12 protein-coding genes are annotated in these 22,047 nt (G+C 70.7%); 5 read left to right on the top strand and 7 right to left on the bottom strand.

Annotated elements, in window-relative coordinates:
* Positions 1-24 precede the first annotated feature (24 nt).
* Entirely contained in the window at positions 25-2,427 is a 2,403-nt protein-coding gene (locus ACWD35_RS26775; RefSeq protein ID WP_451353831.1) for an Ig domain-containing protein, read from the bottom strand.
* 238 nt (positions 2,428-2,665) lie between these two features.
* Here ACWD35_RS26775 and ACWD35_RS26780 point away from each other — a divergent pair, with 238 nt between their 5' ends.
* On the top strand, positions 2,666-3,082 hold the full coding sequence (locus ACWD35_RS26780) for a DUF4386 family protein (protein WP_451353832.1): 417 nt from the start codon (positions 2,666-2,668) through the stop codon (positions 3,080-3,082).
* A gap of 158 nt (positions 3,083-3,240) precedes the next feature.
* On the opposite strand, the gene ACWD35_RS26785 is transcribed toward ACWD35_RS26780, so the two are convergent.
* Both ACWD35_RS26785 and ACWD35_RS26790 read right to left on the bottom strand, forming a co-directional pair.
* Entirely contained in the window at positions 3,241-3,534 is a 294-nt protein-coding gene (locus ACWD35_RS26785; protein ID WP_451353833.1) for a hypothetical protein, read from the bottom strand.
* Between the two features lie 22 nt (positions 3,535-3,556).
* Positions 3,557-4,732: a PP2C family protein-serine/threonine phosphatase gene (locus tag ACWD35_RS26790; protein WP_451353834.1), complete on the bottom strand. Its 1,176-nt coding sequence runs from the start codon at positions 4,730-4,732 to the stop codon at positions 3,557-3,559.
* A gap of 146 nt (positions 4,733-4,878) precedes the next feature.
* On the opposite strand from ACWD35_RS26790, the gene ACWD35_RS26795 reads away from it, so the two are divergent.
* Positions 4,879-7,677, top strand: a complete 2,799-nt coding sequence (locus ACWD35_RS26795; protein WP_451353932.1) for a SpoIIE family protein phosphatase — start codon at positions 4,879-4,881, stop codon at positions 7,675-7,677.
* A 57-nt stretch (positions 7,678-7,734) separates the two neighbouring features.
* On the opposite strand, the gene ACWD35_RS26800 is transcribed toward ACWD35_RS26795, so the two are convergent.
* From ACWD35_RS26800 to ACWD35_RS26815, 4 genes are all read right to left on the bottom strand, one after another.
* Positions 7,735-8,580, bottom strand: a complete 846-nt coding sequence (locus tag ACWD35_RS26800) for a Vgb family protein (protein ID WP_451353835.1) — start codon at positions 8,578-8,580, stop codon at positions 7,735-7,737.
* A 369-nt stretch (positions 8,581-8,949) separates the two neighbouring features.
* Positions 8,950-12,432, bottom strand: a complete 3,483-nt coding sequence (locus ACWD35_RS26805) for a WD40 repeat domain-containing protein (RefSeq protein ID WP_451353836.1) — start codon at positions 12,430-12,432, stop codon at positions 8,950-8,952.
* Positions 12,429-13,175 carry a hypothetical protein gene (locus tag ACWD35_RS26810; RefSeq protein ID WP_451353837.1) on the bottom strand — a complete coding sequence of 249 codons (747 nt, stop codon included), beginning with the start codon at positions 13,173-13,175 and terminating at the stop codon, positions 12,429-12,431. Before ACWD35_RS26810 ends, ACWD35_RS26805 begins: the two co-directional genes overlap by 4 nt.
* The gene (locus ACWD35_RS26815) at positions 13,172-13,594 is read right to left on the bottom strand and encodes a hypothetical protein (RefSeq protein ID WP_451353838.1); all 423 of its coding nucleotides are present in this window, start codon (positions 13,592-13,594) and stop codon (positions 13,172-13,174) included. The genes ACWD35_RS26810 and ACWD35_RS26815 overlap by 4 nt, the downstream gene beginning before the upstream one ends.
* A gap of 676 nt (positions 13,595-14,270) precedes the next feature.
* Here ACWD35_RS26815 and ACWD35_RS26820 point away from each other — a divergent pair.
* Genes ACWD35_RS26820 through ACWD35_RS26830 form a run of 3 tightly spaced genes read left to right on the top strand, consistent with a single transcriptional unit; the run spans position 14,271 to position 22,035 of the window.
* Positions 14,271-17,339, top strand: coding sequence for a hypothetical protein (locus ACWD35_RS26820; protein WP_451353839.1), 3,069 nt, complete (start codon positions 14,271-14,273; stop codon positions 17,337-17,339).
* The gene (locus ACWD35_RS26825; RefSeq protein WP_451353840.1) at positions 17,339-20,857 is read left to right on the top strand and encodes a hypothetical protein; all 3,519 of its coding nucleotides are present in this window, start codon (positions 17,339-17,341) and stop codon (positions 20,855-20,857) included. Before ACWD35_RS26820 ends, ACWD35_RS26825 begins: the two co-directional genes overlap by 1 nt.
* Positions 20,858-20,859: 2 nt before the next feature.
* A complete protein-coding gene (locus ACWD35_RS26830) occupies positions 20,860-22,035 on the top strand; it encodes an MBL fold metallo-hydrolase (protein ID WP_451353841.1) in 1,176 nt (391 codons plus the stop codon).
* The last annotated feature ends 12 nt before the right edge of the window (positions 22,036-22,047 follow it).

Genomic DNA, 22,047 nt, shown 5'->3' on the forward strand with positions numbered 1-22,047 from the left:
CCCACACCCCTTTCCCTGCCATGGTCAGGCGACCTTGAGGGAGATCTTCACCGTGAGCGTGGCATGGGTGGGGCTGGTGGAGTCGGCCACGGCGAGCATGAAGGTGTAGCTGCCGGCCTTGGTCGGCTTGCCGGTGATCGCTCCCGTCGTGCGGTTCAGGGTGAGGCCGGGCGGCAGGGCGGTGGCGGCGGTGTACGTGTACGGGGCCTTGCCGCCGGACGCCTTGACCGCGGTGCTGTAACTCTTGTTCAGCGCCGCCGTCTTGAGCGTGGTCGGGGAGAGGGTCAGCACCGGGCCGCGAATGCTGCCGGACAGCTCCAGCAGCGCCCCGATGGCGGGCGAGGCCGTGCAGCCGCCGGTGGTCAGCTCCACGGCGTAGTCGCCCGCGGCGTGGACGGACAGCGCGGCCACCGTCCCGGGCGCCGGGGCGGCGGTCAGTGTGGCGTGGCCGGTCTGGGCCAGCGCCACGTGCAGAGTCCGGCAGCTGCCGGTGCCGGTGGTGGTGTTCTGGACCAGCAGCGAACCCGCGCCGTTGGCGTGGAAGTAGGCCCATTGCTGGGCCGTCGCCGAACTCAGCGTGGCGGTGTAGTTGGTGCCGCCCGCCAGCGGCCCCGCTGCCGCGGCACGGCTCGGGCCGACGGGCAGGGCCCGGGAGGCCGCGTTGAATTCGCCCGCGGTCTCCGGCTCGATGGTGTAGCCCTGGCCGAGGCTGTTGCAGCCCCACGGGGTGATCTCCACGTAGTAGCGGCCGACGCTGCTGCCGACCTCCTGTCCGGGCAGGACGAAGGTGTAGGTGCTGTTGGCGGACAGTGAGGCCGAGCTGAGCTGCTGGGTGCCGGTCGCCCCCCACAGCGTGGCGGTGATGCCGCCGCAGGGCAGGGAGCCGTTCACGGTGGTGTTCTGCACCCGCACCGTCGCGGTGCTGGCGTCGGCCTGCTTGTAGAGGACGTACCAGTCCTGTCCGCTGCCGGAGGCCAGTTGCTGCGCCGAGGCCACACCGCCCGGCAGCGGAGGCCAGGCATCGGAGGCGCTGCCGGCGGCACGGGGCACGGCGTTGGGTGTCCGCGCCGGGACGACCCACTCGGCGGCGGATTCGGCCTCCACCGTGTAGGTCTGGCCGCCGGTGTTGCAGCCCCAGGGAACCAGCTCCACGAAGTACCGCCCCTGCGCGTCACCGGCCTCCTTGCCGGGCACGGTGAACGTGGTGGTGGCGTTGGCGGGCAGCGACACCGACCGGATCTGGTCCCTGGTGCCCGCGGACCCCCACAGCGTGGCGGTGATGCCGCCGCAGGCGGCGGAGCCGTCCACCGTGGTGTTCTGCACCCGCACCGTCGCGGTGGCGGAGTCCTGCTTCTTGTAGAGCACCAGCCAGTCCTCGGAGCCGGCCCCGTCGACCGTGCCGCCGTAGCGCGTGCCGCCGTGCAGCGGAGGCCAGGCGTAGCCGATAGAGGTGCCTGCCACCGGCGTGCCGCCCGGCACCGCGGCCGGGGCAGTCCACTCCGCCGCAGCTTCCGGCTCCACCGTGTAGGTCTGGCCGCCGGAGTTGCAGCCCCAGGGGACCAGCTCCACGAAGTACCGCCCCTGCGCGTCGCCGTCCTCGGTCGCGGGCAGGGTGAAGGTGATCGCGCCGTTGACGGGCAGCGACACCGACTGCACCTGGTTGCCGGTGCCGGTCGATCCCCAGACGGTGGCGGTGATGCCGCCGCAGGCGATGGTGGCGTCGGCGGTGGTGTTCTGCACCCGCAGCGTGGCCAGGCTGGTGTCGGCCTTCTTGTAGAGGACGTACCAGTCCTCACTGCCGTTGCCGCTCAAGGTGCCGCCGTAGGAGTTGCCGCCCAGCAGCGGGGGCCAGGCCGAGCCGATCGAGCTCCCGGCCTGGATGTGCTGGGAGGGCGGGGCGAGTGCCGGGCCTCCCCCACCGGTGAGCTCCAGGCTGTAGGGGGCGACCGAGGTGCAGCCCCACGTGTTCACCGCCACGTAGTAGCGGTCCGCGCCGAGTTGCCGTCCGGCGAGCTGAGCGGCGGAGCCGGCGCTGATCCCGCCCGTGGAGTTGAGCTGGCCCCGGGTGCCGTCCGCGTCGTAGAGCACGGCCTGGATGCCCGCGCAGGGGGCGTTCGCGGCGGCGGTGCTGCGCACCGTGACGGTCACCGCGGCACCCGGCGAGGCGGCGTAGACCACCCACCAGTCGTTCGAGCCGCTCACCAGGGCGCCGGTGACGGTGCCCGTCAGCACCCCGGCGCTGCCGATGCTGTCCCCGGCTCCCGCGGCGGCTGCGCCGGGCCGGACCGGGCCGGCTGCGGCCGGTCCGCACAGCGCGAGCAGGACCGCCAGCACGGCGGCGGCGACCGCCGCCGCCTTGGCAAACGGCCGGGCCTGCCCCCGGCGCGGCGGTACGGATCTTCCCCACGGACGACGTGCACCACTCACGGCTGATCCCCCCACGAGAACAGTTCGAGCCGTACAGGCCGGGCACGGACACGATGCGTCTGCGGCCTGGCACAGCACCCCGAATCGGACAGTACGGCTGCCCGGCCGCCCGCACAAGCTGCCTCCGCCGCGGTCCGTACACGGCCCAAGGCACCGGCATCGTGGCCTGACGCTCCCTCAGTTCTCCTCGCTGAGCTCTGACCTCGGTGGTCCACTCGCTGTCCTTCACGCCACGCGGTTGACCCGACCGGATGCTCTACGTTTCCTATCCGACGGCCGCTACCGTACCGGGACACCTACGCCCCTACGCAGCAGTCGGCACGCCTGTGGCTCTAGTGCGCAGAGGGGGTCCAGCCTCGGTGGTGGAGGCGCTCGATGCCGTCCAGGAGCAGGCCCAGGGCGAACACGAACTCGGCCTCGTCGGTGTGCGGGACCGGGATCGCGCTCAGCCCTCACCGCCGTCGACGACTGGACCTTCCTGCTCGGCCCCAACGTGGTCCTGGGCGCCAACACCCTCGTCCTGGCCTGGACCGTCCACCGGGGCCGCCTGGTGCCCCGGCCGCTGGCCGGCCTGGGCCTGGTGTTCGCCTGGGAGGTCTGCCTGGCCGTCCGCCTGCTCACCCACGGCTTCGAGACGGCTCCGCACAGGACATGAGGAGCTGTCTTCCCAACAGTCCCCCGGCCGGGTCACCGCTTGGCCGCCCACCGACCGTGGGCCACCGAAGGACCGTCTCACTTTCCGTAAACCCGTGTCACAGATAGTAGAAGGCGGTGCCATCCTGAGCGGCATGCCCGGACCTGCGCCGCCAGGCGTCACTCTCCGTCGATGTCCGGCCGGATCTCAACCGTGAAGGCCGCGTCCTCGGGGCCGGCGCCTTCCTCGTCCGCCCAGATGATCACGCGCACGTGCTTCTGGACGGCACCCCGGCGGTCCCACTCCGTCACCAGGTCGGTGACGACGAGGGCTGCGACGTACTGGGCGTCCTCGTTCGGATCGTCGGTGGTGACGGTCCCCCGCCAACGCCCGGGATGGTCGCCGTAGGGACGCCAGCCCTCGGAACCGTGCGGCTCGTCCACCCGGTACACCCAGTCCGTCGCGGTGCTCATGGAGCCGATCCTGTCACTCCGGTCAGGAGGCGTGACCGAATCCGCTTGAGTGGACGACGCGCCCGTGGCGGTGGCGGCGGTGGATGTCGGGCTCGCGATGGACCGCGACGAGCGCGGCGTCGTCGTCGAGGCGTCCGCGGACGTGCGCGAGCAGATCGCGTTGGATGTGGTGGAGCAGTGATTCGGGGCTGCTCTTGTTCCACTGGGCGGCCCGGGCCTCGAAGGGGTAGAAGCGGCCGGCGGCGTCGCGCGCCTCGATGACGCCGTCCGTGTAGAGCAGGAGGGTGTCGCCGGGCTCGAAGGGAGCCATGTCGATGGTGTATCCATCCGGTCCCGTCTCTGTGATCCCCAGTGGCGGCGCGGGGTGCAGGCTGGGGACGGTCAGGTCGCTACCGGGGCTGAGCAACAAGGGAGGGGGGTGTCCGCAGCTGATCATCCGGATGATGTGATCGTCGTCGGGGAGTTCCAGGAGCAAGGTGGTGGCAAAGCGTTCGCCGGCCTCTGTGGGCGGCTCGAAGTCGGCCAGATAGCGGGTCACGCTCTGCTCCAGAGTGGCCGCCAGATCGGGGAGAGTGGCGTGCCGGTGGGCGGCCTCACGGAATGCTCCGAGCAGGAGGGCGGATTCGCCGATGGCGGACAGGCCCTTGCCGCGCACATCTCCGATCATGATGCGTACGCCGCCGGTGATGCGGGTGGCCGCGTACAGGTCACCGCCGATCTGTGCCTCGTCCTCGGCGGCCATGTACAGGCAGGCGATCCGCAGTGAGCCCATACGCTCCGGCAGTGGCCACAGCAGGCCGTGCTGCGCGGCCTCCGCGACCGACCGCAGCTGGGCCAACTGGCGCTGGTGTCGCTCGCGCACCATGCAGAAGAACACGGTCAGGGCTGACAGCACCGCCAGGGCGAGGATCTGGACCAGCACGTTACGCGACAACAGCACGCCGAAGTGCCAGCCGATGTATGCCTGCGCCGCCACAGCCAGGAACCCGATCAGCCCAGTCAGCCTGGGACCGGCGAACGAGGCGGTGATCGCAGGGGCGATGACCAGGAGCGGTCCCAGATGGACGTCCCCCGGGACCAATTGGTCCACCACCGTGATCAACACGATGAGTACGATCGGGACCACCAACAGCGCGTGGCTCGACTGCCGTAGCTGCCGTACATCAGCCAAGCCGTGCCCGGCGTTCACAGCTTCCACATTGCCACCGTCGGGGACGCCTGACGACCAGGGACGGCTGTGACCTCCAGCGACAGGTGGCCAGGCACAGTGCGAAGACCGCTGGTGAGCGGAGTGTGCCCACCCGGCTCGTCTTCAAGGGCCCGATCCGGTGTTATCAAGGGTGTATGGAAGTATTTTCCGGGCGTCCGCGGAGCCCGGAACGTCATCCGCCCGTCGGAGGCCGGCCCGAACGTCGCGCTTCCCTGCTGGACCCGCGCAGTGCGGCCGGTCAGGTGTTCCTTCTCCAGGTCGTGATCGTGGTGCTGCTGGTCGTGGCCGCGGTGGGGGCCACGGTGCTCCAGGCGGCAAATGACGCGGTGCAACAGGGGCGCAGGGAGTCGGTCGTCGCGGCACACTCGTTCGCGAGTGCGCCTGGCGTGGCCGAGGCGCTGCAGAGCCGGGATCCGACAGCGGTGCTCCAGCCTCAGGCCGAGACGGCGCGGAAGCGCGCGGGCGTGGATTTTGTCGTCGCCATGAACACGGAAGGGATTCGTTATACGTATCCCTACCCGCAGGAGATCGGGAAGAAGTTCGTCGGCACCATCGCACCGGCGCTGAAGGGGCATACCGTCGTCGAGCAGGCCGGTGGGCCGCCGCTGCCCGCGGGCAAGGGGACGGACGTGCAGGCGGTGGTCCCGGTGACCGACTCGCACGGCAAGGTGGTCGGCCTGGTCTCCGCCGGAATCACGGTCAGGAACGTGGCGGGACTGTGGATGGCACAGCTACCGATCATCCTGGCCAGCGGCGCTGCCGCGCTGGCGCTCGCCGTGACGGGCACGACGCTGGTGTCCCGGCGGCTACGGCGGCAGACGCACGGCCTGGCACCGGAGGACCTGGCGCAGCAGTACGCGCACCACGACGCGGTCCTGCACGCGGTGCGGGAAGGAGTGCTGATCACCAGCGCCGACGGACGACTGCTGCTGGCCAACGACGAGGCGACACGGCTGCTCGAACTGCCGCCGGACGTGCGGGGGCGCCCGGTGCGGGAGCTGGGACTGCCGGAGCCGGTCATGCGTCTGCTGTCGTCGCCGGAGGCGATCACCGATGAGGTGCATCTCGCAGGAGACCGGCTGCTGGCGATGAACAAGCGGCCGACGCACCCGCAGGCCGACCGGGGAGGCAGCGTGGTGACCCTCCGCGACACCACGGAGCTGGCGGCGGTCTCGGGGCGGGCCGAGGTCGCGCGGGAGCGGCTGAAGCTGCTGTACGAGGCCGGGGTGGAGATCGGGACCACACTGGATGTGGAGCGTACGGCCCAGGAGCTCGCCGACGTGGCGGCGCCGCAGTTCGCCGACCTCGTGACGGTGGATCTGCTCGAAGCGGTGCTGCGCGGGTGGGAGCCCACGGCGGAGGGCTGGCGGCATCTGCGCCGGGCGGCGATCGGCGGCGAACAGCAGATGATGCCGGTGTATCCGATGGGCGAAGTGATCACGTTCTCGCGCGGAACGCCGCAGATGCGGACGCTGCAGGAGCGACGGGTCATGCTCGAGGCGGACCTGCGGCAGGCACATGGCTGGCGGGAACAGGATCCGGAGCGCGCCAGGAAGGCCCTGGAGTGCGGGTTGCGTTCGCTGGTGGCCGTGCCACTGCAGGCGCGGAACGTACCGCTGGGTGTGGCGAACTTCTACCGGACAGTGGATTCCCCGGCGTTCGAGCCGGAGGATCTCACCTTCGCGGAGGAACTGGCCGCGCGGGCGGCGGTGGCCATCGACAATGCCAGGAGGTTCACCCGGGAGCACGCGATGGCGGTGACGCTGCAGCGCAGCCTGCTACCGAGGGGGCAGCCGGAGCAGGACGCACTGGAGGTGGCCTGGCGGTATCTGCCCGCGGAGGCGGGGGTGGGCGGGGACTGGTTCGACGTGATCCCGCTTCCGGGCGCTCGAGTGGCTCTGGTCATGGGTGACGTCGTCGGTCACGGGCTGCACGCGGCGGCGACGATGGGCCGGCTACGCACCGCGGTGCACAACTTCGCCACCCTGGACCTGCCCGTGGACGAGGTGCTCGGGAACCTGGACGACCTGGTCGTCCGCATGGACAACGAGGAGAACACGAGCGACGCCACGGAAGGCCACGAGGGGGAAGGCGTGACCGGGGCGACCTGTCTCTACGCGGTCTACGACCCGGTGGCGCAGACCTGCACGATGGCCCGTGCGGGGCACCCGGAGCCGGTGGTAGTGCGCCCGGACGGGACGGTCACCTGTCCTGGCGTACCGGCCTCGGCGCCGCTCGGCCTGGGCGGCTACCCCTTCGAAACCGTGGAGCTGTCCCTGCCGGAGGGTTCACAACTGGTGCTGTACACCGACGGCCTCGTGACGGACGGCACCCATGACATCGACGTCGGCTTGGAAAGGCTGCGCCGGGCGCTGGACGGGTCCGAGGCCCGCACGCCGGAGAAGACGTGCCAGGCGGTGATCGACGCGCTGAAGCCGTCGCATTCCTCCGACGACATCGCGCTGTTGACGGCACGCACCCGGAAGTTTCCGCCCTCGGGTGTGGCCATGTGGGACGTGCCGCCGGACCCGGCGCTGGTTCCCTCGGTGCGGGCGCGCTGCCGGGAGACGTTGCTGGAGTGGGGGCTGGAGGAGATCGCATTCGCCACGGAGCTGATCGTCAGCGAGTTGGTCACGAACGCGATCCGGTACGGCTCGCCGCCGGTCGACGTACGGCTGCTGCACGGACGCTCTCTGATCTGCGAGGTGTCGGACGGAAGCGGCACCTCGCCGCGTATGCGGCGCGCGGCGACCACCGACGAAGGCGGGCGGGGGCTGTTCCTGGTGGCGCAGTTCGCCCAGCGGTGGGGGACGCGGTACACCACCCGCGGCAAGGTCATCTGGGCGGAGCAGCTTCTTCACGACGCATCCGCTGCCTCGGGCCCGGCACCGGTCGACTTTCTTCTCGACCAGTTCGATGATCCTGGCCTGTGAGCTGGCCCGGCAGGGCCCGAACGCGACCCGGCCGCTACCTGCGGGCCCTGGGTTCCGCTAAGGCTTCGGGAGCCAGCGCAGAACTGCGGCCTCGGGATCGGTGATGAGAAATCCGTGGTGGCGCGAGTCGTAGATGAGGTCTGTGAGTTTCTTGGCTCCGGGAACCGGCCAGAGTGTGATCACACCGGCCGTGGTGATCCGTCCCAGGTCCGTGGGGGTGGTGAACCACAGTGCGTGGTCGGGGCCGGCAATGACGGTCAATACGTTCTTCACTTTCGGCGTTCGGTAGGACGAGATGGCTCCGTTGGGTGTGATCCGCCCGATGCCATTGGTCTCCGCGAACCAGAGCGCGCCATCGGGGCCGGGGACAATTGCGCCGACGGGCGTGACGTCAGTCGGCAAGGGCCAGACCTTGGTGTGCCCGCTCGAGTCCGCGTAGCCAACCTCGTCGGGGTCGTTGCTGTTGGAGGACTCGGTGAACCACAGTCGTCCGCCCGGGCCCTGCGTCAGTCCTGTGATGCCCAGTGGGTTCTGGACCGATGGCACAGAGACGCGGGTGGCCGAGAGCGAGGAGGTGATGTGGATCAGCTGCGAGCCCCTGAAGCTGGTGCTGCCGTACCAGATGGAGCCGTTCGTGCCTGTGATGATGACGTCGGGGATGCCGTACACGACGGGGGGTCGATCAAAGAGGCTGACTCTCCCGTCCGGCGCGACTCGTCCGACATTGAGCGGGCAGGTGAACCAGACGGAGCCGTCGGAGGCGATCGCAAGGTAACTGGGATCGAGACTGGGAGCGTGCAAGGCATCGGCGAGGCGGTGCTGGGTGATGCGCCCGCTCGTGCTGATGGACGCGAGGAAGCCGAGGGAGGTCTCCGCAACCCACACTGTGCCGTCCGGCGCCATGGCGAGTCTGACCGGCCAGGAGTTGCCGGGGAGTTCGACGGCCTGGGACGAGCGTGACACCGCGGTGGCGGTGCCGCTCTTCTTGGGGGCGGCAGGGTGTTGCGAGCCGGTGCAGCCGGTGAGTGCGAGCATGAGGCATACGAGGGCGCATGCCGCGGAGCGCAAGGGCATCCGGCTGTGCCTGTGCCGGCCGGGAAGGCCGGGCCGACGGGAGGCGGACCGCCGCTGTCCTGTGTTCCTTGCGCGGCGGAGAAGTCGAGCGCTGTGTTCCGGCATGGTGTGCGCGTCCAATCCCGGGGGCGAGGTTCCCGTCCACGATCTGGTCGTGGCCGGAGTGGTCTGCGGGGCACGGCGATCAGTGCGCTGCGTTCATGTGGGGCAGCGCAGGTTCGAAGGGGGGCTGGAGCCCATGTACCGGTTCCAGACGGCTGGAGTGAGGTCCCGGCCGGCCGATGTGCAGGCGGCGCGTGTCCAGGCGTTCGGGTCGAGCTTCCAGGCGATCAGGGTGCCTGTGTCACCGGAGACGTCCCCGTAGGACTCCGTCGCCGTGACCAGTTCGGTGCCGTCGGCTGAGACGGCCAGACCGGTCGACCTGGCTTTGCTGCCGGGCGGGAGCTGAAGAGTGCCGAGGGTATGGCCGGACGTGAGGTCGATGAGCCGGACGGTGTCGTCGTCCGGTTTCTCGGCGATGACGCGTCCGCCGACAGCCGGGCCCACGCTCATGTGAGGTGTCCCTTCGAGCGTGCTGAGGCGCCGGTCACCCGAGGCGGTCCACACCTCCAGGGCGCCACTGTCCCGTTGGACGAGCAGGCGGTCCCCTGCGAAGGCGACGCCCAGGGCGTTTCCGCCAGGAAGCAGCCGCGAGCGGCCCGTGGCGGTGTCGGTGACCACCACCTTGTCGCTCTTGAGGTCCGGGGAGCTCATGTCGATCACCGCCGCGTGGCCGGCCGTCGAGTCCAGGGCCGCCCGTCCCTGGGGGAGCACTTGGGAACTGCGGCCCGTAGGAGCCATGTCGCGCGGGCCGTCCAGCTGACGCAGTGCCTTTCCGGTTGCCGCGTCCCGGAGGCGGATGGCGCCCGAGGTGTCCATCTCGGCCACCTGCCGGCCGTCCGGCGAGAACTGCAACAGTGCGGCGGGGTCGGGAATTTGGAGGGGGTTCGGCGCCGGCGGCCAGGTGCCCGTGATCCGGAACCCCTGGGACGGGGAGAGGATCTTGGCACTGCCGTCCAGCGCGGACATCACGATGACTCTGCTGTTGTCGTCCTGCCACAGTACGGACGCATAGCCCTGGCCGCCCGTCAGCTGCCCGTTCGACGAGAAGGACTTCCCGCCGGCGCCGGGTGGATCCAGCCCCAGGAGAGTGAGCGTGTTCCCGAAGCCGTCGATGACCGCTCCGGAACGGCCGTTCGGGGACAGGGCGACACGCGGTCCCCCACAGCCGTTGCACGAAGTGGGGATCGTCGTTCCCACTCCCGTCGCGACCCGGGAGTACTGCCCGAGATCCCACAGACTCACCATGTCGCCGGAGGCCGAGAGCAGCCTGGTCCCGTCCCTGCCCAGGAAGGCGAGAGCGCCCTGGGAGACAGTCCCGGCCCCGGTAAGGGAGATGGGTGCGGAAGGTGTCTGGCCCGATGCGGCGGTCCGCGACACGTAGATGGTGCTGCCCACGGCCTCGCCGGCCCAGGAGCCGTCACGGCTGAGCGCCAGCGCCGTCGCCGGATGACCGGCCTGGGTCCGCGCCAGCAAGGCCGGCTTGTCGACGTCGGGCGCGCCCTTGGACGGCCAGATCGGCAGTGTCGGGGATCCGTTGGTGTAGGTGAAGTAGCTGCCGTCCGGGGCGAGGGCGGATGCCTGGTAGGTGACACCGAAGCTGACGGTGCTTCCGGCAGTCCGGGCGAGTGCCGGCAGGGACGTCCGCTGCCAGGAACCGTAGGCGCTCTCGAAGGCCATCACGTTCGCGTCGTCGGAGAAGGCGAGGGCCGTGGCGTCCGAGTCCATGTGGAGCTTGAGGTGCCGGGTGCTCCCCGTGGTCCGGTCCAGCACCCACAGCGTGGGCGGGGCGGCGTACACCCCGGTCGTCGTTGTCACGGCGATGAAGCGTCCCGACGGTGAGACCGCTACTGCCGTGGGGTGCTGCCCGGCAGGTGTCTGCGGGGCCGTGGTCCGACGCGCGGTCGCCCAGACCCGGACCGTGTTGTGGTCGATCGCGGCGACCGTGCCACCGTCGGTATCGGCCGCGAGGGAGGTGACGGATCCGGGCAGTCGGCCGAGTCGCCTCTCCCGGCCGGCCGTCGTCCCGGTGAGCGTCCATTGCCTCACTTCGCCCTGCCGGGTTCCGGCGAGCGCGATATGTCCGTCCGTCGAACTCGCGAGCGCGGAGACCGGACCGCCTGCCTGAACGCTGCCCGCCAGATGAGGGCTGGCGGTGACGCTCTGGAACAGTGCGGTGCGGGTCAGCGGATCGGGGTGGTAGCGGTATGCCTGCACTGCGAACAGCTCGGCAAGCGTGACGTCGCTCGGGAGCAGGCTCAGCGACACCTCGGCGAGTCGATGCGCGGTGGTCAACCGCTGAGTGGCTGCCGCATCCTGCTGCGTCACCACCACTGCGGTGGTGGTGGCGGTGGCCACGAGGGCCAGGGCAATGGCCAGCCGGCCGGTGCGGAATCTGCGGGCGTACCGGTCGGCCTGTCGCAGGGTCGCGGCGAGTTTCACCTCGCCGGGCTCGGGCGCCTGGGTGACGTCGAGCCGGTTCGCTTCGGGTGCCACGAGCCGTAAGCCCTTACGGCGTGCGGCCAGCAGCTTGGCGTTCATGTCGCTCACCTGGAGGAGGCGCCCGCCTCCGTCGAGTGCGCCGGTCACTGCGGTCCGCGGTCGCAGCCCGTAGAAAGCACGGCGAAGCGAGGCCATGCTGGGCCGGCGCGACGGTGGGTATCGCAAGAGGTCGCGCAGGCCGAGCGCGAAGGCTGCGCCGAGGGAGGGGTCCTCGATCTGCGCAGGAGGCAGTGGATCGTCGGATACGACGAGCCGCCACAGCACGCAGCGCCCCTCGCGCCGGGAGCCGACCGCGTTCCATGCGTGGCCCAGCGAGTCGGCGAACTGCCCGTTCGGGCTGCGCACCCCCGCCATCGCCCGGGGATCGGGATACAGCCCAGCGGGGCCCGCAGGGAATTCACGCAGTTCCAGAACGCCGGTGACGCCTTCCTCCGCCTCCGCCGTGTCCTGTCCGGTCGGACCGGCAGATCGCCCGAACACCACCGGCACGCTGACGACGGGCCGCCTGCGCGGTTCTGCCCCTGCCATCAGTAGCGCGGCGAGCACCAGCACGCTCGTCGGACCCGTCCGTTCCGGGTGCTCGACCGTGGTGTCGCAACGGGCCTCAATCCGCTCGATGACGGCTTTGAGTCCTCCCGCGACGCGCGGTGAAAGCCTTTCAAGGCCCTTGCCGGACAGCTGCGCCGGCCCGGGCGCGGCGTCCGCCGAGACCAGCCTGCTCTGCTGCCACGCCTCCGCCAACAGGTTCAGCGCCCCGTCGCGTCCCCGGTCGTGTCCCCCGTCCCGGTCTTCGGCTGCGGTCAGGGCTCTGCCCAGCAGCCACGCGTGGTCAGCCGTCGTCACCGAGTCCGTCGCGCGGCCCGGCACCGTGTCGTTGAGCCAGGCACGAAGGTCCTCGCCGCGGCCGTCGGACAACCAGGACGGATCGGTGAGAACTGCTTCGCTGCAGTACTGCCACCACAGCTGTCGTGCACCGAGCAGCTCCTGCACTACGGCCTGCGGGCTCGTCGCACCCTCGACCACGCGCTCGAGCGCTGCCCGATCCGGCAACGAGACTCGCCGGTCGCTCGACGTCGTCACGACAGCTCACCGTCGATGGCCCTGCGCAGCTCGTCACTGACGAGTTCCCGCACCTGCCGCCAGGCATCGCGGGTTGCCTCGTTGAGCGCCGCGCGAACCGAGGCGGCAACCGTCTGGGCGTCCCAGGCGGTGCTCGAGGCCACCGGAGCCGGAGCATGGGCCGTCCACTCCGTGGACGCCGGGCCGACGGTGAAACCAGGGAGTCGGACCAACGAGGCGGGAGGTCCGAACCGCCGCTGCACCACGGGCACGAGCAGCACCTGCTCACTGCCGCTCGCCGTTGTGTACCGGACCGAGGACACGAGCGGCCGGGCGGCATCGACGCCGTGCAGGACCAACTCCAGCCTGTACTCGGGCCGGACGGTCCCCTGACTGCGCAGCAGGAACCGGGCTCCGCCATCAGGGGACGACGCTTCGAGGATCACGGCGTCACCTCCGGCAGCGGTCAGACCACCGGCTCCCGCCAGCGGAGGCAGCGCGAACCACCCCGGTTCGAGTCGGCCTGCAGGCACCTGGCTCCGGGTGCTCTGCGGGGACGACGGCCTCGCGGAGCCGGCCGGTGCCTCGGGCGTCGGCACCGTGCCGAGGGTCGTGGGAGGCAGGTCCCGGCCGATGAACGACGCCCAGAACCGTTGCCGCAAGGTGTATCCGTCGCGTCCGCGTCCCACTGTTCGCCGGCGGTGCGGCCGGCCCCTGCCGAGGAACGACCTCCAGCTGCGCTGGGCGAGCGAACCGGCGCTCATGAAGCTGTCTCCTCGCGGGCCGGGAGACTCTCCGGAGAACCAGGAGAATCAGCAGGGGACGTCGAGCCGCTCGGCTCTCCGCCGTCCCCGCCGCGGAGGGCACCGGCCACGGTGGTCGCGCTGCCCAACTGGGCAAGGAGCGCGGGCGCGGAGGCGCCCACCGTCACGGCCGCGTACACACCGGTGACCTCGGCATGCAGCAGCCACGCGGCAGCGCCTCCCAGCGCCACGCGGAAGAGCGCGGCGAGCGAGTCCGCGAGCGGATCGACGAACTCGCCGATGGGCGGTAACCGGTCCGCCGCTGCTCTCGCCGCGTGCCGCGCCTGCTGCCAGGCATGCAGCCGCCCGAAGGTGACGACAGCCTCGACGATCAGCCCTCCCCCCGCGCCGCAGACCGTGGCCTCGAACCACGTCAGCATGAGCCCCCGTCCCTCGCCGGCGATCGACACGCGTCGGTCCACACGCGGTGGCTCGCGAGGCCGGCATCATGTCCACACTCACCCGGGACGAGCCCAGGCCCGACCGGAACGACAGCCGACTCTTCTCCCTGGCCACACAGGTCAATGTGCCCCTGCCGCCTCCACACCACATCCGGTCTGCTCGAGAAATGCACGAACCATCCAGGGAAAAGGCACACTTGCGCCGGCCGGACGGGGGGCCCTGTAGAGCTGGCCATGCGCGCCGCTCTGCGTGTCAGTCGGCCTGTCCGATTCCGCCCCTTGCTCTCGCCACTGCTCCAGCCGGGCGGAACGCGTGGCCAGTCGTGGGACACAGCATGCCCCGCGGCAGTTTGGACACCTCTGACGGGTACAAGAGCCTTGGACCGGATTTCGGGTGATGCCGACAAGGGTGCTTTGCGGCCGGGAGTCCTGGCCGCGATACACAGCCGGCGAGTACGTGTTACCGGCGTTGGCACACGAGTCGGCACATGGAGGCGGGTTCATGGGTGGACCAGGCGGCACAGGGCCACAGCCGCCCCCGGTGATCAGGTGGGTGCGGTACGACAGCGGCGTGCTGGCTGTCTCCTGGAGCGGGCCGGCAAAGCCGAGCCCCGTGCCGGCGTATGTGGTGCAGGTATTGAACGGTGAGAGCACGGTGGCAGAGGCCTGGGCCGGGTCGGGGACCAATGCCGCACTGCCGCTCGACGTGACGCCTGGGCAGGCCTACCAGGCCCGCATCGGGATGTACATCGGCAATTCGGGGCCTGAGCTCTCTCCGGAGGTCGCGATCGTCACCGACACCGTCGCGGTCGAGCGGGCCGAGACGGACCCGGTGACCGGCGCCCTGACGCTGTCCTGGAAGGCCGCGGACACCGACGACTTCCTGGTCCGGCTCGTGGTCAACGGCACCGCGCCGGATCCGGAAGTCCCAGTCGCCGGCGGATCCTTCGTCGTCAAGCAGCCACCTCCGACAGGCTCGACGGTGGCGGCCACTCTCGCTCGGATCCGGACCGGCGAGAACCTGGTGTCCATCGGCCCGCACGGCCCCGGGTTCGCGGCGCCGACGGAGCGGCCCGAACTGCTCGAAGCCGAGTTCGACGCCGGCCTGCTCTCGGTGGCCTGGACCGGCGTCCCCACCGCGGACGCCTACTGGGTCACCGTGCTGAACGACCGCGGGGTGTTCTTCCCGGCCACGGAGGTTCACGCGCCCGCGACCACGGTCGAGCTGGAGCCCGGCATCGTCGGCCCCGGCACGTACCGCGTCGTCGTCCAGGCCGTCAACAACGCGGGCTCCGGGCCGCCGTCGGCACCGCTCCAGATCCGGCTCACAGCGCCGGGCGTCACGCGGGTGACGTCGGACGCCGCGACGGTCTCGATCGACGTGGTGCCGCCGGACTTCGCACCCACCGCGTACGACGCCGTGCTCTTCCGCGACGGCGTGCCGGTCCGCCGGGAGACCCTGGGCCCCGCGCCGACGCTGTCACTCACCGTTCCCGAGCCGCTGCCGCGCGGCGCGGCGTACGCGGTGTCGGTCCGCGGGCGGGCCGGGCGCTCGGCCGGCCCGACGGTGACGGCCCCGGTCGTGGCGGCCACGCCGACCGTCGCGTCGGTGGTCTGCGACACGGACCTCGTCGTGGCCGCGACTGCCGGCGAGCTGTCCGAAGGCGTGCCGATCGAGGCGGTGCTGTACGTCGACGGCGTTCCGGGCACGCCTCAGCGGGTGGACCCGGACGGCATCGCCGTGTTCACCGTGCCGGTCGGCGACGTCGCCGTCGCCGTCCGCGGTGTCGACGGCGTGGCAACCGGGCCGTGGTCCGTGCCGCTCCCGGCGCCCACCGAACCGGTCGGCCTCACCTTCGCCCGCGCCGACGGCGGCCGGGTCGCCCTGGCCTGGAGCGGGCCGCCGGACGGGACCTTCCGCGCCGTCGTGGGCGACACCGCTCTCCTGAAGCAAGGCCAGACCGCCGATCTGCCGCTCACCTCAGGCCGGGCCACCGTCACCCAGGTCGCCGGCGTGGCGAGGGGACCGGTGGCGTCCCTCGACCTGGTCACGGCCGGCCCCCGGCTCACCGGCGTGGCCGTCGGCGCCGGGCGGAGCGTGACGCTGGCGTGGACGCCACCGCAGTCGCCGGCGCTGACCGGCGTGCAGCCCGTGGTGCGCTGGGACGGCGCCGAGGTCGAGCTCGCGGTCCAACCGGGCACCGGCGCTCCGATCGTCCTGGCGCTGCCGGACGGCATCCCCAACACCGCCACGATCGCGCTGCGGGGACTGGCCGGCGTCGCCGTCGGCCCACCCGGTGACGCCGCCGCGCTGCTCACCGTCGCGCCGACCGGCCTCAGGGTGGCGTACGACGGCGCCGACCTGCGCGTGTCCTGGGACGCGCTGCCCTCAGCGCTCGTGGACGGGTACCGGGTCAGCACGGTCGTCGGCAAGACCGTGACCACGCTCGGCGACACGAAGGCGACCCGCGGCAGCTGGCCGGTGGAGATCGGGGACACCTCCACCACGGTCGTCGTACGGGCGCTCGCCGGTCTGGCGGCCGGGGCACCGTCGCAGCCCGTCCCGGTGTTCACCGAGGCACTGTTCGCAGGCCCTTCGTACGTCGCGCCGCAGCTCGGTCCGACGCTGACGGCGACCGACATCACGCTCGGGCTGCCGGAGCTGTTCCTGACCCGGCAGACCGGCACCATCGAGCTGCCGCTCGGCTTCACCCTGACGCCGGGCGACTCCGGGCCGTACGTGTACACGTTGCTGATCCCGGCGACCAGCCCAGTGTGGAAGTTCACCGACCGCCCCGACGTGATCGCGCGGTGGGCCGCGCTGCTCGCCCAGCTCCAGCCGGTCGGCATCACTCCGTACGGGGTCGCGGCGCTCACCGAGGCGGTGTCGCGTTCGATGCCACAGACGTTCGACGAAACGCTGTACTTCGCCTACGGACTGCGGTTCGACCGCGGCTACTTCGACCTGCGCCCGGGCATCGTGATGCGCGTCGAGTACGAGGGCTACCAGATCGCGCCGGGCGCCCAGGGCAACCCGTTGTCCGGGTTCATCACGGCCGGCGTCGCCGACTACGAGGTGGCGTCCTACGACAACTCGGGCACCTGGACCAACGGCCTGGACGCCTTCCTCGCCGAGCTCGCGCGGCAGAACGGCGTCGACGTGCCGAATCCGTCGGGGCCGCCCACGGGGCAAGGGCAGCTGTACGGCAGCGCGGGCGCGTTCGACCTGTTCGCGAAGGCACTACGGCTGCCGTACGCGCGCCTGGTCTACCCGAGGACGCTGCTGCCGACGACCACGCCGGGTTCGCTGTGGCCCCAGCAGAACGCCGTTCTGCTGGCGGCCACCACGCTCGGTGCGCTGGACGCGGCCACCGAGAACGTCCGCCGGCAGGACCCGCCCGGCGGTGGCGTCGCCGCGGCCTACCTGCGCGGTCGCGCGGTGGTCCGCGCGATGGTGCGGATCAGCGTGAACGGCGCACCCCGGCTGGTGCCGGTGGGGACGACGCTCGGCAACGTGCTCGCGAGCGAGGGCCGGAGGCCGTCGGACGTCCCCGTGCCGCTGAGCGGTGTGACGATGCACCGGCCGCGTACAGCGGCGGCGGTGGCCGACGGGAAGGCCGGCGACTGGCTGGTCGTCCCTGGCTGGCAGCCGCGCGACCCGGCCGTGCTCAAGTTGCCGCTGCTGCACGGTGATCGTCTCGATCTCGCCACGGGTCTCGGCTGATGAGCGAGCCCACGTTCACCCGTGCCGGAGACACACCGCTCTACTGGGCGGACCCGACGGACCGCGTTGCGGCCTTCCTGGCCTCCGACCCGGGAGCGCTCGGCGACCAACCGACGCTGACCCGGACGTGGGCGGACAGCCGTGGTGCGTACGTCTTCCTCGGCATGCCGGCCACGGACTCGGCTGGGTTCCTGGCAGCGCTGCGGACCTGGCTCGACTACTACGCCCCCCAGGGGCCACCGCGCTTCCTCTGGGTCGCCGACCCGACGGCGCCGCCGACCGCGTGGGTGACGACCGTGCTGACCGTCCGGGCGGGCCGGGACGGGACCTGGGCGGTGGACGGGGCAACCTTCCAACTTGCTGACTACCGGCTCGCGTTGGCCGAGGGCGGGGTGGTCGCTCCCGCGGACACGGCGGCGGGCTGGGGCTTCGCCGTCGCCGACGGGGCCGACTGGTCGGCCGTCACGCTGTACTCGCCGACGGCCCGGTTCCCCGCGCGGCGCACGACCACGCTGCTGTGCATGGCAGCCGGGCACACCGGTGCGTGGCGGTTCGTCGTCGACGCACCGGCCGGCAGCGGGGACGCGTTCGCCGGGCTCGGCGCCGGCCTGCGCTTCTTCACGCCCGGGGACGAGGGCCTCGTCAAGACTGTCCGGTTCGGCGTCGTCCGCCAGCCGGAGGACGTCGGCCTGGAGTTCCACACGCAGATCGATCCGCTGCGGCCACTGGACGGCGAGCGCACCTCGCTGGGCTTCTTCGCACGCACGACGGGCGAGGGCGATCCACCGGCGCTGCCGTCCGGGTACGCCACGGTGCTCGGCCACGGCGTGGACCTGCGCCCGCTCGCCGCCGGAACGAGTACGGCGCGCCCGGCCCGGCTGGTGTTCGACCTCGCTCCGTATCTCTCCGACGAGAAGGCGAACGCCGGCTACTACCTCGTCCCGGACGGGCCGTTCGCCGTCGAGGCCGCGACCGCGGGCTCCCGCGTCATCTGCGGCATGTCCGGTCTGGAATACCTCGGTCTGCCCGCCGAGGGCTGCACGCTGGCGTTCCTGCCCGGGCAGCCGGCCTACGCGCCGCTCGGCCCGGCCCGGACCGGCGCCGACTCGCTCACGTCACACGGGACGACGTCATGGGTGTCGGTCGAGTCGGCCGCCGACTCCGACGTCGTCACGTACTACAGCCAGCCGGAGGACGCGCCGCTGTACACAGTCGGCGAGGAGGCTGCGGCAGGCGGGGTCGACCTGCTGGACTTCTGCGAGGTGCCGGCCTCGACCGCGACCCAGGCTCCCTTCCCGATGGCGCCGTTCCACGGGCTCGCCGACGACGCGGTTCCCGACGCGGTCGCCGTCGAGCAGCTGGCGATCGCACCGACCCGCCGCGCGGTGCTGTTGCCCGGGGAGGGCGGCGAACCGGCACCGGAGGCCGAACAGGTTGTGGCCGTGACGCCGCAGGGGCTGGCCGTGGGGCTGGCACCCGACTTCAGCTGGAGCTGGCTCGGCATCGGCCACGACGGCGGCGCGGCGGCGAAGCCGGACCTGCGCTTCACCACGGTCACCGGCCGGTTCCGGAAGGCGATGCAGACCAACAACCTCTTCCTGGTCCTCGGCAACCCGGCGGAGTTCAACCAGTTCGGCTCGGTCGCGTACGAGCTCACCACGGCGACGCTCGACGTCATCGCCACCATCCCCGTGGACCACGGCGGCGTGCCGGCGAATGTCCTCAACGCGGTACGCAACGCGATGCACGACACCGAGTACGACACCCGAACCGCATTCATCGCCGCACTGGTCGATGCGTGTCCCGGGATCACCGAGGCGGAGCAGCTCGTCTTCCTGCGCTACGGCGGCCGGCTGACGCCGGTCGCCGGGGGCTGGCCGTTCCGGCTCTCCCCGGACAGCTGGCGGGAGTCGACGTACCTCGTCGTCAAGTTCGTACTGGGCCGCTGCATCGCCGACCTGGTGGAGGACGTGTCGACCTGGGCCTGGCCCGAGGCCGCCTCCCGTACCGGCCGGCCGGCGGACGCCCAGGAAGCGATCCGCGGTGTCATCAAGGCGGCGCGGGACGCGCCAGCCGGGTCGCCCTACGCGTCGTTCCTGCAGGTCGTCCAGGACCCGAACTGGACCGGTGTGCTGGCCCTTTCGGCGGAGGTCCCGCTGGACGAGCTGCCGGACGAGCTCCAGGTGCTCGCGGCCGGGATCGACCCGGAGCAGTTCGCCGCGCACCACTTCGGACTGTCGCTCACCCCGTACCGGCGCGCGGACGGGCAGTTGGTCTTCGAACGCTCGGCGATGTTCGGGCTGATCGACTACCAGAACCCCGAGGACCAGTACTTCAGCGAGAACATCCACTACGCCTTCCGCGTCCTGCAGTTGACGGTCGGCGTGCGCAACTCCGTCGTCACGACGTTCACCAGCAAGGCCGAACTGCTCGTCAACCGCCTGTTCGGCGCGCCCGCCCGGCTGCTGCCGACCACGCACGGGAACAACATCATCCTCGACGGCGCGCTCCAGCGCCAACAGCTGCCCGACGGCACCGCGCACGACACGTACGTGTTCTCGATGGCCGAGCAGAACACCTTCCAGCTCGACGGACTCGTGCTGCAGAGTGCGGAGTTGCTGTCGACGCAACTGGTCACCGCGAAGGCGTCGGACCCCAGGTCGGGCAAGGCGACCGTCGACGCCGTCTTCCAGCTGGCGGGCAACCTGCGGTTCCAGGAGCCGGAGAAGTTCGACCCGTTCTGCTGGGGTGTGGACGCGGTCGGCGAGGACGGCTACCTCCGCTTCGGCGGCCTGGCGATCGCCATGTCGTTCGACCTCGGCGATCCGGCCGGAACCACCAGGTTCACACTGAAGGACGGCAACCTCTCGTTCGACCAGGCGAACAGCAGGGCACGCGCACAGTCGCTGGTCGCCCGCTTCCCGATCCGGCTGAACGGACTCATCGCCACGCCCGATCCGCAGCTCGCGACGGGCGCGCCGCCACCGCCGCAGACACCCGCCGACATGGGCTACGTCTCGGTCACCGCGCCGCTCGACCAGTCGACGCTCACCCAGCCGTGGTACGGGCTGGACTACACCGTGGACCTCGGCTCGCTCGGCGCGCTCGCCGGGAGCAAGGCGTTCGCCATCCAGGTGCTCGTCGCATGGAGCCCGGGCACGGCCGACACCGACCCGGGGATCTACCTGGGTGTGCGGCTGCCGGGTGCCGAGGGGCTGCTCGGGGTCAACCTGCCGCTGCAGGGCGTGGTGACCATGGGCTTCAAGTCGGTGGAGTTTCTGGTCGCCGAGGAGCCGGAGCAGCCGCGGACGTACACGCTGCGGCTGCGGGACTTCGCGCTGCGGCTGCTGGGCCTGGCGTTCCCGCCCGGGCACAACGACGTGATCCTGTTCGGCAACCCGGACCAGGGCGGCGCCTCGAAGGTGGGCTGGTACCTCGCGTACGCGTCGGCCGCCGACCCGAAGCGCCTGCCGCCACCGCCGGTCCGGGCGGTGCTGCGTTCCGGCAGAGGAGACTGACCGTGCCGAGTCTGACACTGGTGAAACTGCTGTGGTGCGGTCAGGGCATGACCACCCTCGTCGAGATCTACGACGACGGTGTCGAGAAGGCTGCGGCCGACTACCTCGCGCTGATCGACTGTGGCGGCAGCCCCACCTACGGGAAGGATGCCGTCAACCACATCAAGGACAAGGTCGCGAAGAGGACGACAACACCCAAGAAGCTTGATCTGGTCGTCATCTCGCACCAGGACGACGACCACAACGGCCTGCTAGGCGCATTGGGTAAAGAACTCAAGACAATCGACGCCCGCGTGGACAGCGTGCATATCGGTGGACTCTCTTGGATCCAAGGCAACCAGGATACGGTGACCGAATTCCTCGCAGCCGTTAAGTACCCCGGGCCTGCAGTCAATTTCGGTGCAACGGAACAGAGCAACTATCCCGGCGGGAGCACTGCTCCCACACATATCGCCGTGCACAATGACGTGAAATTTCGCCTCCTGATCTCGAACCTGAACGTCCCCAATGTGACGGACGACATCGTCAGGAACGGGTCATCCGCAGTAGTGGTCGTGGACAACGGGTTCAAAACGGTCGTACTTCCTGGCGACGCGACATTCCAGACGATGCACGCGATCAACACGAAACTGGGCACAACGCAGTTGACACCCCAGGTCGTGGCGCTCGAAATCCCGCACCACGGCGCGCTGCGCACGGCCGTCGAAAACTACACCGCCAAAGGCAAGGAGACGGACTTCACCTGGACGATCGTCAAGGATTTCGCCACCAAGGTGATGAAGCCGAAGAACGTGGGGGCGAGCGCCGGCCCATGGAACACAGACAATCACCCCGTAAAGGAGGTGATCGACGTGTTCATCCCGGAGACCGGCACCGTCACGTCGCACACCTACGTGGCCTTCGTCTTCTTCCAGAAAAAGAGCACGGTCCAGTGGGACACCCTTACAACCGATCGCGCGGTGGAAACCACCATCAAGGAGCTGAAGGTAAAGCAGAAGAAGAGGAAGCGCGGTGCGGCGGCCCCGGAGGCGGGCACCGATTTCCTTGTCGGCCACATCGTGTACAAGCTCACGGCTACCCCGGGCCTGCGGCCGGAGGAGCTGGTGGAATTCCGCCCGTGCGGGACGTTCGGGATGCACGGGCCGGATGAGGACGTCGTCCAGGCCCCGGAACCCTAGGCTAGGCAGGCC

It is taken from the genome of Streptomyces sp. NPDC002671 (genome assembly GCF_053592475.1).

Bases quoted from the DNA above. Each gene is read 5' to 3' on its own strand.
- ACWD35_RS26785 (WP_451353833.1), bottom strand. From the start codon at position 3,534: ATGAGCACCGCGACGGACTGGGTGTACCGGGTGGACGAGCCGCACGGT.
- ACWD35_RS26825 (WP_451353840.1), top strand. From the start codon at position 17,339: ATGAGCGAGCCCACGTTCACCCGTGCCGGAGACACACCGCTCTACTGG.
- ACWD35_RS26810 (WP_451353837.1), bottom strand. From the start codon at position 13,175: ATGAGCGCCGGTTCGCTCGCCCAGCGCAGCTGGAGGTCGTTCCTCGGC.
- ACWD35_RS26795 (WP_451353932.1), top strand. From the start codon at position 4,879: ATGGAAGTATTTTCCGGGCGTCCGCGGAGCCCGGAACGTCATCCGCCC.
- ACWD35_RS26800 (WP_451353835.1), bottom strand. From the start codon at position 8,580: ATGGCGCCGGACGGCACAGTGTGGGTTGCGGAGACCTCCCTCGGCTTC.
- ACWD35_RS26815 (WP_451353838.1), bottom strand. From the start codon at position 13,594: ATGCTGACGTGGTTCGAGGCCACGGTCTGCGGCGCGGGGGGAGGGCTG.